Source organism: Shewanella holmiensis (genome assembly GCF_025370255.1).
Lineage (GTDB): Bacteria > Pseudomonadota > Gammaproteobacteria > Enterobacterales > Shewanellaceae > Shewanella > Shewanella holmiensis.
The window spans coordinates 297,415-309,621 of record NZ_JAMTCD010000002.1 but is presented as its reverse complement, the minus strand read 5'-3'; the positions used below and the strand labels follow the sequence as shown (position 1 = coordinate 309,621).

Below are 12,207 nucleotides of genomic sequence, written 5' to 3'. Positions count from 1 at the left end.
GGGCTTATCTTAGACGGATAAATAAGAAATTCAACGCAATTTAAGTGCGTTGAATTAGTGTCGCTTGGCAATTTTTATTCTTAATATACAAATATGTTGGTGTTATATTTCTCTTGAGGGTTTTATACAAGACTATATTGCTGATAGCTTCAGCTAGCGACCTTGCATTAGTGAATAATAGCGATGATAAAAATGCCATAAATTGTGTTCTTACGGTCAAAAAAATACCGCACGGCAGATGTTTCGTAGCTATTTTGACGTTATGACTTTACCTAAGCTGCTACTGGAACTTGATAAGTCTGAGATGTCGCAGCACCCTGTGTCTGACGCGGTATCTTTTACAGAGCTTATGGTTGAATGTTGATATGGCTTAAGGGAATGGCGGTGTGGTCTTTGACCTTTTTCAACACAAAGCTGGAATGCACACCCGCGATATGCACATTTGTCGTCAGTTTATCTAACAGGAAAGTGCGAAAGTGCGCCATATCTTGTACTAGCACTTTAAGTTGGTAGTCGGCTTCTGAACCTGTGAGCAGCGCGCATTCTTGGACTTCTTCGTAGGACAGTACATTATTTTCAAATTGATTGAGGATCGCCGGCGTGTGTTTTTCCATCCGCACATGGATATAAGCGGTCAAATGTAGGTTGAACTTATCCGCCGACAGACGCGTCGTATAATCGGCAATATAACCGGCCTCTTCTAGGCCTTTAACACGGCGCGAGCAAGGGGAAGGCGACAAGCCGACCCTATTAGCCAGTTCGAGGTTAGATAACCTGCCGTGGGTTTGCAGTAAACGCAAAATGGTTAAGTCGAGTTGATCAAGTTTGTATGGGTGAGTATCTATCATCGAAAGCTTATAGTTAACGGGGTCTCCCCCTAGTTTGCCAGCCTTAGCCAAGTTTGCCAAAAATCTTGAGCAAATGAGTTTTTAAACGTTGGGTGAACGATGATTATCGGCGATTGTGGGTGACATTCGCAGTGTCTGGATCTCCCACCATTTTGTAATGGAGCTTTGGACTCCTGATGTATATAAAACGGCATAAAAAGCGGTTTAACGGTCGTTGGAAGTTTACCAAAAAGTAAGTTGAGGCGGCTTCAATAAATTTCAAACACACCTCAAACTCACTTCATATCAATTAGCTTTTTAATATCTCTAGCGGCATCCGCAGCATATCATCACCCGTACCCGCAATAACCCAAATAATGCCGATTAACGCACTAACGGTTAGCAAATACCAAATAGCTGAAAAGATCTGTCCATAACGGTCTAGCGGTAACAAATGACTTTGATGACGACCGCGCCATTCAAAAACAATCTCTACACTACCAATTAATAATAAGAAACCTAACAAGGCTAAGCCTAAGCTGTAACTGATAAATACCCCAATAGCGGCTCCGGCAACACAGGCGATTAACCCTGTGACGCTATTCATCGAAAAGCTGATGCTTTTTAAAATATGGCCACCATCTAATGGCAGAATAGGCAACAGATTAAACAGGTTGAGTAACGCGTTAAAGGCGGCTACGCCGGCAAAAAAAACATTGCCGGTGATCCAGTAAGCTACCAAGCAAGCGATAGACAAAAACAAACCAAAAGTTGGCCCCATGATGGAGATAACCACATCTTGCCAGCGGGTGTTAATTCGCTCATCGCTTAAGGCTAAACCGCCCATAAAGGGGATTAAATAGATACCTTTGGTTTTCATGCCAAAGTGCTTCATAGCTCTAATGTGGCCATATTCATGAAATACTAAACAGGCAATTAAGGCGAGGGCGAATTCAATAGAGAATAGCCATGAATAAGCGGCAACACTGGCTCCGGCTAACAAGGCTTTCACCACCTTAGCGCTTTTTAATAGTTTAAAACCTAATGAGGCTAAGCCCACTATGCTGATTTTGTTGGCTTTGGGTGTTGGGATTTCAGGTACTTGTTGTTCAATATCTTTAGTGGTGCGCTGTCCTTGACTAACCTGTTCTTCATCAATTAATACACAATATTGAAGATTAAATGGCTGCCATTTAACGTCGACTTCAAGACGGACGGGAATTTTTTTTAGGTGAGTTTCAACTAGGGTGTCAGTTTGGAGCGGTTGTGATAAAGCCTCATCTGAAGGGGGCGACGATGGCTGTAAGGTTAACTCAAATTGATGAATATTAAATACTTGGTTATCTGGTGAGGCTGATTTTTGCGATACCAGTTGATTGTCCCAGAATAACTGTTGCCAACCTGCCATTGAGCCTTCTAAACGTAACCGTTTACCCAAACACTCAATATTTAATAACTCCATGCACACTCTCAAGTTCACTCACTAAAATTAGCCCTATTTTGCCAGAGGGTTAGCAATAGCTCAATCAATCTAGCTGATCTATTATCGCAAAACCTTGTTCGAAGCTGGTAAACATCAGCTTACTGCTGCAGCAATGCCCCTGTAATTGAGCAAATTGTTGTACTACAGGGATAAACTGGCTGACGGTTAACTTACCAGAGGGGGTAAGACTGTGCTGATTTGCTTGCTGACAAAATGAATAGCTTTGGCCGCTACTGTCAATCAGTAGGTCTTCGGTCACCAGATGGATCGCATCAGTGATAAGAAAGTCTTGCCACGCTTGAGGGGTGTTTATGTAGATGAGCTCATCGTGCAAATGCAGTTGCACGATGGCTGGCCAGTGGACATTATCCATGGCTGTGAACACACTTAGCAGGATAATACGTGTTCATAACGTTAGTGGCTTCCTGATTTACTTGCTGTAGTCATAACTGATTTCAGCATTAATGTTTTTTACAACACAAGGGCCGTGCTCACGTTGAGTACGGTTTTGGGCATTACCAATATGCACCTCAACGTTGGCGAATATATTTCGGCCTGCTTTAATAAAATATTTATCGTAATAATCTTCGACTTCATTTTTAATTTGTTCGAATTCAATTTCTTCTTTCAAACGTTCAGCGGCAATCTGATTTTTTTGATCAAGCATCATTTTCACTTGCTCAATCATCCCTGCATCATTTTGCCATTCTGTCTTGGGGGGTAGTTTTCTTAATCTTGATTCGATATCAAGCCCAGCGACAACTAATTGCTTAATACTTTCATCTAATGCTTTTAAGCTTTGCTTTAGTTCTTGTTGTTGCATACCACAAAATAATTCGGTTTTTGTTCCCGCCGTTGCACCAAAGGCAATAGCATGAATACCTTTAGCAGCGGTTGCTTTACCGCCGACTAAGTCACCCCGTTTACCCGTTGCATCACTGACGGTAATAGTGCTGCCAGATTCTGAGTGGCTATGTAATAACTGTTTAGTGACTAGGATTTCACCCTGGGCTTTTAACTCAGAATATTGCACAAACTGAGCACAAATTTGTCCCTGAGCTGAAATTTTGGTGCTTAACTCATGGTCTTTAATTAATCGGCCAATGACACCTTTACTGACAATAACGTCGCCCTCAGCTTCAAGGGTGGCGGAGTCGACAAAGCCCATTACGGTAATATCACCGCTGGACTTCACTTCCATGCCTTCGTGCACATCACCCGTGATTAAAATACTGCCTTTAAAATCGACATGACCGTATTTTACATCGACATTTTTAATTTGTAGTACGTCATCAACTTGCATGCCTTTACGGTTTTCTACCGGCTGACCCGATACAGTGGCGATCAGTTTATTGGCATCGTTAGGATGCAAAGCGGTACCATCACCGGGGATCATTAACTGATCTTTGCCGGGGATTTGGTTTAAGGTATCACCATGCACGTTATAACCCGCTACACCATTGGTAGCTGGCTTTTTAATCATTAACACATCATTGGGTTTAACGGTAACCTGCGCTCCGAGGTTTCGCATATCGACAGAGCCATCTTCGCGCTCCTGAGGTTGCAATAGTCTTTCTCGGGCTAACGGGACTTTCCGGGTTAATATGGCGTGTTCGCCATTAACAGGAGCTTTGCCCGTGGCAATTTCACCTTCACAGCTTTCGCCAGGCGGTAAAATATCTAACCTTTGCATCAACGCCATGATTTTAGGCTTACTTAAGCCCATTTTAATTTTATGGCTTTTAAGGGTGTTCAACACATCAGCTAATACAATGTCTTTTCCACCCCATGCAGAGGTGATTGTCATTGATGCATGCATTTTGTCATCGCTGACTTTAATATTGATCGTGCCATCTTTACGTTCAGCAATAGTGAAAAAAAGTTCGTGTTTACCAGGATTTTGACCATAAAGGGCGTTAACTTCGTTGACGGCTTTATCAATAGCTGGGGTGATCGGAAATAACATCGCAAATTCAGGCTGCTTAAGTAACTGAGTGACATCCTCAGTTGAAATCGGCCCGTGAGTATTTGGGGTAAGCCTCAGCTCGACCTTTGATAGGTCTGCACTTAATACGGCAAGAGTAGGTTCTAACATAACATCCTTTGTTTATTGTTTTTATTTGAGATATTAGGTTTGATAAATATCAACATAGCCTAAATCTAGCCGAATTCAGCTTGATAATCCAGCATCAATGACTGTAGCGGGCTGTAAAGTGTGTCCTTTAACCTAGCTTTCAGGTTCAGAGTTTTTGAAAGTACAATTTATACTTGTTGTTTTCCGCAGGCACTATGACTGAGCCAAAAGCCTTGGCAATGTTATCGGCATAGGGTAAATGTCTATTTGCCACAATTTGCCAAACCCCTTTGGGATTTAAACGTGCGGCGCTTTGGCTAACAAACGCATTGGCGATAGCAAAGGTACTGTCTAAACCATCATGAAAAGGTGGGTTAGAAATAATGCCGTCAAACTTATCGCTAATTTGGTTAAACCCGTCCGATGGGTACACTTTAGCCTGCATGTTGTTGGCGTTTAAGGTCAACTGACATGATGCTAGTGCCATTGCATTGATATCGATACATTCAATGTTCAGGTCCGGGTATTGTTTGAGTAATGCCACGGTAATTACGCCTGCGCCACAGCCAAAATCTAATACACGCCCGCTTAATTTTGGAAGGTGAGACAGCAGTAACTCTGTGCCAAGGTCGAGCTTTTTCTCGCTAAATACCCCAACAAAGTTACAAATAGTAATATCACCTTGCGGAGTCGTTAAAGTATATTCGCTGATCCAATCTTGCATCACTAATGTAGGCGCAGAACGGGTTAAAAAGGCCCGATATAGTAAACTGTGTCGCGCATTATCAAGCTTGGTTGCAGGGCTGAAAAAATCGGGCAGTAATTTGCTAACAGATTTAATCCCGCCTTTGTTTTCACCGACGACAAGTAATAAACCGTCGTCACTAAGATGAGTGGCTGCTAGGGTAAATAAGTATTCTGCTAAGGGCTTGGCTTTAGGGAAATACACTATGACAGCATCAAATTTTTCACCATCAAGCGTGTCGGGTAATTTGTGGCCAAAGTAACAGCGCAGGTTGTCATTTGCTAAAGGTGCTAAGGCCAGGTGATGGTGAAAGTCTAACGCCAAGGCGGTAACCTGTTTGGCGCTTTCGAGGCACTGCTGCGCTAACGTATCGGACTCATAATTAATGATAAGCAGGTTAAGACCGGCAAATTCGTCGCTGTTTCTTAATATTAATTGAGATGGATTTGTTAACACGTTGACCTACTATCAGTTTTTTAGCGGAGCCGTTAAAAAATTTGAAGCGACAGGGGGCGCTTCAAAGGTAATCTTATGTGGCTAAATTTAGGCCATATAATCATTCATTCTACTTTGCTAGCAATCATGTTGCGTTACTGCGCAGATGAGGGCAGTAAGCTAAAAATCTTGTTGGCAATATCGGTATTGTCTTGATGGCCTGAAAATAGTTTTGCACCAGGGCCAGCAGCAAATACTTGCACATCATCGCCCGTGTGACCTTCTGTTGTCCAACCGGTATTTGAATAGATGTCGATAAGCTTACGCAAGGCAATCGCCATGGCTTCATTACCTTGCATACGGGCATTAGTCAGTGTGGCAAATTCTTGAATTTTTGGTTCAAACCCTAATAAATTTGTCACTATCGGCTGCCATTCCTGTGCGGCAATCGCTTGCGCGGCAATCATGTCTGGGCTGGCTTTTACCTGATGTAATACTTCCGGCTTCCACACATATTCACCGTTAGCACCCACAGATAACCCTCCTGTATTATGATCAGCGGTGACTATCATTAAAGTGTCTTTTTGCTCGCGCACAAATTGCTCAACCACCTCGATACTGTGGGCAAAGCCATCCATTTCAGCCATGGCGGTAGCGATATCGTTACTGTGTCCAGCCCAGTCAATTAAGCTGCCTTCAACCAATAACACGAAGCCGTTTGGGTTTTGAGACAGTAATTCGAGTGACTTTTGTGTTAGTAAACTGAGCTGATTAGCTTGTTTGTCATTGATTACCCAAGGTAATTGTACGTCAGCTAATAACCCCAACACCTTAGGTGTGGTCACTGAGTTAAGTTGGCTCATTTCTGTGATGTGCTGGTAACCTTTCGCGGTGAACTTGTTGATCAGTTCTTCTGAAAAATAACGTTGTCCACCCCCTAAAATTACATCCGCGTCGGTATCAAGATAGCGCTCAGCAATTTCCGTGTAGTTTTTACGGCTTTCACTGTGGGTTAAAAAAGCCGCTGGTGTGGCGTGGTTCACTTGCGAGCTGACAGCGACACCCGTAGATAATCCCAGTGCTTTGGCTTTTTCAAGTAAGGTGGCAAGTTGACGTTTTTCCACATCAACACTGATCGCGCCATTGTAACTTTTAAAACCGGTTGATAACGCTGTTGCCGCCGCGGCCGAATCAGTTACATAACCGCTGACTCTGGCAGGATAGGTGCTGGCCATGCCAACCAGAAGGCGGTCAAATACTGTTTGCTCAACTTCTTCGGTTTCAGGATTATCTTTATAGTAACGGTATCCCGAGGTGTAAGCGGGCCCCATTCCATCGCCTATCATAATAATGATATTTTTAGGACGAGATTGAGAAATGTTTTGCGCATTGTTTGCCATTGCAATCGCCGCTGGCGTACTTGCTAAAGCTTGCTTTTGTGTTGCTAAATCATTGTCATTAGCGTCAGCATTTATGGTAACGAATTGGCTACATGCTAAAATGAATGCAGCAATAAAACCACGGTAAGTGTTTAAAAACAGCATGAAAATTCCTGATTATTAAGCGTTGTTTACACGAGCCTCGATGGCATCCATCAGCATTCCGGTAATGTCTACGTCGAATGCGGCTTCTATTTCACGTATACAGGTTGGGCTGGTTACATTTATCTCGGTGAGTTTATCACCAATCACATCTAAACCGACAAATATTAAGCCGCGTTTTTTTAATTCTGGGCCCAGTGCTCGGGCAATTTTCCAATCACTTTCTGATAAGGGTTGGGCAACGCCGCTGCCTCCTGCCGCTAAATTACCACGGGTTTCTCCTTTCATCGGAATGCGTGCCAGTGAGTATGGTACCGGCTCACCGTCAACCACTAAAATGCGTTTATCACCTAAAGTGATTTCAGGAATAAAAGCCTGAGCCATAGCGTATTGTTGGCCGTGATTGGTTAAGGTTTCAATAATAACGCCCACGTTGGGATCATCTTGCTTAATTCTGAAAATAGAACTGCCGCCCATACCGTCTAACGGTTTAATGATAATGTCAGACTTTTGTTGGTGAAACGCCCGAATGCGTTTGGCATCTCGGGTAACGATGGTTTCTGGCGTGAACTCTGAAAACCACGCAGTGAACAGTTTTTCATTGGCATCACGCAAGCTTTGCGGCTTATTGACAATAAGTGTGCCTTCTTCTTCTGCACGTTCAAGCATGTAAGTTGCATAGATAAATTCGGTATCAAACGGCGGGTCTTTACGCATTAACACCACATCTAGGTCTGATAAAGGTGTATCTGTTGCTTCGCCCAAGTCAAACCATTTAGCTGCATCATTGTAAACGGTTAACGGGCGCATATTACCCATTGCTTTACCGTTAACCATCGCTAAATCTTGCATTTCCATATAGAACAACTGGTAGCTGCGAGACTGGGCTGCAAGTAACATGGCGAAGCTTGAGTCTTTTTTGATGTTGATGTCGCTGATTGGGTCCATCACGATGCCGAGCTTGATCATGTAGATATCCTTAAAATGTGATTATGTTATTGGGTGTGAGCTGGGCTCATTAACCGATATCACCAAATTTGAGTTGTAATGCCGTTATTGCCGTGAGAGCCGCGGTTTCGGTGCGAAGCACTCTTGGGCCTAACAATACGTCTGTAAAACTAAATTGTTCAGTCATGCTAATTTCTTGATCCGATAAGCCACCTTCAGGGCCGATAAGCAAACGCACTTTATTGTGTTGGCCTAATTGGGTTAAGCCATTAATACCGTGAGCGGCTCGCGGATGTAAATTCAGCTTTAATGCCTGGGTTTGTTCTTGGCACCAATCTATTAAATCCATTGCTGGGCGCACCTGTGGCACAACACTGCGACCCGATTGTTCGCAAGCACTGATAACAATTTTTTGCCACTGCTGGATCTTTTTCTCTAAACGTTCGCCGCTAAGCTTAACACCACAGCGTTCAGAAAATAATGGGGTAATAGTGGTTACGCCTAACTCTACCGATTTTTGAATGGTAAAGTCCATTCTGTCACCGCGAGAGATGACTTGCCCGAGGTGTAAATCTAATGGTGACTCGGTCAAATTCGCCGTTGTAGATAAGACCTTTACTGAGACATTTTTCTTACTGGATTGAGTTATTTCAGCTAAATAATCATTACCATCACCACAAAAAAGGCTGATTTGATCGCCTTCATTCATGCGTAACACTCTGCCAATATGCGCTGCGCCATCTTCATCTAAAGCAACAATTTGACCGATATTTAAGGCATCAATCGCTTGGTAAATCTTTGGGATTCTCATAGGTTGCGTTATCCGAGCTGAGTGTTATTAGTTAAAGCCTAGATTCTGACATTGTTTGTAGACAAAATCATTATGATTGCCTTGCGCATTAGCAATTAACTTATCACGTTTACATTCATTTTTATCCACGGGGTACATTTTATCCCATGCTTGGAAAAGTTGGCGCTGGCTAGATGAAATTTGTAACTTGTATGATTGCTGCATATAAAAGTAGGTTCTGGCAATCGCGCCACGACTTTTTGCTGGTGGCTGCACTTTTCTACCTTTGAAGTCTACAATCATGTCACATTGACCGTATTGGTCGGCTTTGCCATTCCATTGACTAAAACGAAAATTACTGCGATCGCCGTTCACTTCACCAATGGCTGGAGTAAGGTTGTGTAAGTCGGATTCCATTTTGTTAAACTCAGGGCTGGTTTTACCACAATTTTTACGCCCACCTTGCTGCCAGCATTGCAGTTGATGACCAAATTCCCACGCTGGAACTACGTGTTCCCATTCAATACGGTTGGCGCGAACTTGCTGCTTACGCACTTGATAGCCGCACTTTTCCAGTTCTGGCTGCCATACTTTACCGGCTATGGTGATATCGCAACCACAGTAAAAGCTCTGCAAAGGCAAATTATTTTGGTAGATCTTGCGGATCATTTTTTTAGCCTGATTAAAACTCGTTGGGTGTGAAGCAGAGTGAGCGGTAATAGGAGCAATGAAAACACATAGCAAGCTGCAAAATACGATTGAACGCATTTTGATAGTTGGAAAAAGCATAATAGCGCTGACCTTAAATATGATGAATTCTGCAGACTCAAGCGGCTAAAAGACACAGCTTGTCTGTCATTTTTGCGTGATGGTAAGGGATACTTTCGACTGATGCAATGATGGGGGATGAAATCTGCTCAATATTGATTTTAAGGCTATTTATTGAGCCGTTAATGCGAGGAGATAGTCATAACTACTGGTTTACTTGAAATGAATAAAATAAACAGTACAAAAAGTGTCATGCTGATATTTGGCAGTAACTATACATAAATGTCGATTTAAAATTATGAGAGTCGAACGATTTACTTTTTAAAATAAAAATAATCGAACTGATAAATGAAATGCAGATATAAGCAGATAGCCCCCAATTTTCAAACATAAATTCAAGTGGAAAACCATGGCTTGAAAGAGTGAAGGCGATTAAGACTGCTGCAACAGGACTTAAAAATATAATATTGAATAGAGACAATGTCCAAGTGATGCCGAGGTAGCTTTGTGTTTTGTTGATGTTATTTATCATACAGATCCTTTGTATGGCTTTGGTTTGTAGCAGGTGTTCTCAAATTTGCCATTAAGCCAAAAAATAATCAACCAATGATGTGTTAATGTTAACCCTATTAGCTAAATGCCATTTTGAACTGCTAGTAAAATAAAAAACGGTTACGGTTTTAGCATGCAGAGATGAGTGACACTTATTTGCTTCACCAGTATAGGCGTATGCGTTAAATAGGATCGCTTTGCAGCATATGTTGGCAAGTTTTACAGCGATATTGGGTTTTACCACGTACAACATTGTTATGTCGTCTAATGCTAAGTTGCACACTGCCGCAGCCACAAAAATACTCAAATTGTTTACCGCGAACCGATAGCGTGTCTAATTTATGGGTGGTTTTAGGGACACGTTGATAAACCTTACGCATAATGCTTTGCCATTCTGCACCGTGGGGTTTTACGCGACCAAAGACTTGAAAACAGACTAGGTGGCTGATTTCGTGAGGGACGACATCATCTAAAAAGGCGCTGACATTTTCCGCTAACAATACAGGATTAAAGCGCAATTTATTTAACTGTAAATGTGCGGTGCCAGCACTTTTTCCCCTTAAGGTGAATTGCACTTCTGGGCGAGGGAATGATTTATTAAAGTAGTGCTCAGCGAGTTGGTAATCGACTTCTATTTTATCCAAAATAGTTTGTTGCAGTGGCGTGATTATTTGCGGTTTTGGTACACGCGCTTTAGCTGTGCTGGGTTTGGTATTAACCAACCCCAGCGCGTGACCAATATGACGTAAATGCTTATTAAAATACTGCTGCATTTGCAGAAATAACCTATTGAGAAAATCGATACATTAACAAGGTGCTTGATATTACAAAGTTGCAGCTGCGGCAGCAACCATAGCCTTAATTTGTTCAACAATCTGGTGTTCAACTTCAGCGTCATGTCCCTTCACTATAGGGGTGTGAATATGTCCGACGGGTAGGTTTCGATTAAATTGTTGCATAAGTAATATGCTTCGGTAAGAGATTTCATTTGAAAGATATCCCCCGCCAGATCCCTCTACAGAGATGACGTTCTGTAACTCATTAAGGGATTTTGCATCAAATTGCCCACCTGAAACCGTGCTGACCTGATGGTTATCATTAACGGCCCATTTGCCTTTGACCTGTTGCATGGCGGCAACGGGAAGAGAAAACTCCACAAATTCAGGACCATTTAAGCTTTTGTTATTCAGTAATGGGGCAATAGGCTTGGTTGTTGATGCACCGGTTAACACATTTAGGTTATCTGGGGCGGCGGCGGTGCGATTTCGAGAGGGGAAACGTTCAATATCAAATTGTTCACGTCCCATACTGACGGTAAAAATCATATCCACACTGTTGTCACGATAAATCGGGGTTAATAACGATTCAATCATACCGTTATCAAAATCGGCAAAACGCACCGGGATCATCACGGTTTCAATTTGGGCTTTTTTACCATTAACGTTAAATGTGTAACCATCCAAGGCTAAAGCCGTTACCCCTGAGGGGTTACTTTGGCCAATGTCTTTGTCTAGAAAGAACGGGTCAAATCCTGTTAGCAGAATTTTGATGCGGCTGTCGGGTTTGAAATTGATATCACTAAAGCCGCGCGACGATTTTTCTATTGCACTGACCAGTATTTCACGCTGCCAACTTGCCATGTTAAAGCCAGCTGGTTGAGTTTTTAGGCTGGCGCGCATGATAAGACGACTCCAGTACAAGGTGCGATCATCGCTATTACCTGATTGCACATCTCGAACGGCTTGCTGCCATAAACGCTGACCTTCATTAGCAACCATTTGAGTCATGGTTAACTCGTTAGTTTCGCTCAGGAGTTTGTTACTTAAGCTTTCAGAGATGCCTTGGTAACGTTCCACCACTTGCGGCATGGCTTTACTGGCCAGTGGCACACGTAACTCTTCCACATCTTTTGATAGGGTATTGGCCTGAGCCATCGCGCTAGTGGTTATAAGTAATAAGGTTGATAAGCTCAGTAAGTGCTTGGATATCATCTTGTCGGTCCTTGTTCTGGCGGCACATATCAGGCAATGGTTATTTGGTTATA

11 protein-coding genes are annotated in these 12,207 nt (G+C 42.7%); all 11 read right to left on the bottom strand.

Annotated elements, in window-relative coordinates; genetic code table 11:
• Positions 1-347: 347 nt before the first annotated feature.
• A complete protein-coding gene (locus tag NE535_RS02915) occupies positions 348-848 on the bottom strand; it encodes an Lrp/AsnC family transcriptional regulator (RefSeq protein ID WP_261297191.1) in 501 nt (166 codons plus the stop codon).
• A 289-nt stretch (positions 849-1,137) separates the two neighbouring features.
• Entirely contained in the window at positions 1,138-2,289 is a 1,152-nt protein-coding gene (locus NE535_RS02910; protein ID WP_261297190.1) for a site-2 protease family protein, read from the bottom strand.
• Positions 2,290-2,353: 64 nt separating this feature from the next.
• Positions 2,354-2,683: a DUF4144 domain-containing protein gene (locus NE535_RS02905; RefSeq protein ID WP_261297189.1), complete on the bottom strand. Its 330-nt coding sequence runs from the start codon at positions 2,681-2,683 to the stop codon at positions 2,354-2,356.
• A gap of 57 nt (positions 2,684-2,740) precedes the next feature.
• Positions 2,741-4,405, bottom strand: coding sequence for a flagellar assembly protein A (locus NE535_RS02900; protein WP_261297188.1), 1,665 nt, complete (start codon positions 4,403-4,405; stop codon positions 2,741-2,743).
• Between the two features lie 145 nt (positions 4,406-4,550).
• Entirely contained in the window at positions 4,551-5,585 is a 1,035-nt protein-coding gene (locus NE535_RS02895) for a methyltransferase (RefSeq protein ID WP_261297187.1), read from the bottom strand.
• A 134-nt stretch (positions 5,586-5,719) separates the two neighbouring features.
• On the bottom strand, positions 5,720-6,964 hold the full coding sequence (locus NE535_RS02890; protein ID WP_261297238.1) for an alkaline phosphatase: 1,245 nt from the start codon (positions 6,962-6,964) through the stop codon (positions 5,720-5,722).
• 159 nt (positions 6,965-7,123) lie between these two features.
• Complete coding sequence (gene gshB / locus NE535_RS02885) at positions 7,124-8,074, bottom strand: glutathione synthase (RefSeq protein ID WP_261297186.1); 951 nt, start codon at positions 8,072-8,074, stop codon at positions 7,124-7,126.
• 49 nt (positions 8,075-8,123) lie between these two features.
• Positions 8,124-8,864, bottom strand: a complete 741-nt coding sequence (gene rsmE, locus NE535_RS02880) for a 16S rRNA (uracil(1498)-N(3))-methyltransferase (RefSeq protein ID WP_261297185.1) — start codon at positions 8,862-8,864, stop codon at positions 8,124-8,126.
• A gap of 27 nt (positions 8,865-8,891) precedes the next feature.
• Entirely contained in the window at positions 8,892-9,611 is a 720-nt protein-coding gene (locus NE535_RS02875) for an endonuclease (protein WP_261297237.1), read from the bottom strand.
• A 734-nt stretch (positions 9,612-10,345) separates the two neighbouring features.
• Complete coding sequence (locus NE535_RS02870) at positions 10,346-10,936, bottom strand: SprT family zinc-dependent metalloprotease (protein ID WP_261297184.1); 591 nt, start codon at positions 10,934-10,936, stop codon at positions 10,346-10,348.
• Between the two features lie 51 nt (positions 10,937-10,987).
• On the bottom strand, positions 10,988-12,154 hold the full coding sequence (locus NE535_RS02865; RefSeq protein WP_261297183.1) for a C15 family peptidase: 1,167 nt from the start codon (positions 12,152-12,154) through the stop codon (positions 10,988-10,990).
• Positions 12,155-12,207 lie beyond the last annotated feature (53 nt).

Bases quoted from the DNA above. Each gene is read 5' to 3' on its own strand.
- NE535_RS02890 (WP_261297238.1), bottom strand. From the start codon at position 6,964: ATGGCAAACAATGCGCAAAACATTTCTCAATCTCGTCCTAAAAATATC.
- gshB (WP_261297186.1), bottom strand. From the start codon at position 8,074: ATGATCAAGCTCGGCATCGTGATGGACCCAATCAGCGACATCAACATC.
- NE535_RS02865 (WP_261297183.1), bottom strand. From the start codon at position 12,154: ATGATATCCAAGCACTTACTGAGCTTATCAACCTTATTACTTATAACC.
- NE535_RS02900 (WP_261297188.1), bottom strand. From the start codon at position 4,405: ATGTTAGAACCTACTCTTGCCGTATTAAGTGCAGACCTATCAAAGGTC.
- rsmE (WP_261297185.1), bottom strand. From the start codon at position 8,864: ATGAGAATCCCAAAGATTTACCAAGCGATTGATGCCTTAAATATCGGT.
- NE535_RS02915 (WP_261297191.1), bottom strand. From the start codon at position 848: ATGATAGATACTCACCCATACAAACTTGATCAACTCGACTTAACCATT.
- NE535_RS02905 (WP_261297189.1), bottom strand. From the start codon at position 2,683: ATGGATAATGTCCACTGGCCAGCCATCGTGCAACTGCATTTGCACGAT.
- NE535_RS02910 (WP_261297190.1), bottom strand. From the start codon at position 2,289: ATGGAGTTATTAAATATTGAGTGTTTGGGTAAACGGTTACGTTTAGAA.
- NE535_RS02870 (WP_261297184.1), bottom strand. From the start codon at position 10,936: ATGCAGCAGTATTTTAATAAGCATTTACGTCATATTGGTCACGCGCTG.
- NE535_RS02875 (WP_261297237.1), bottom strand. From the start codon at position 9,611: ATGCGTTCAATCGTATTTTGCAGCTTGCTATGTGTTTTCATTGCTCCT.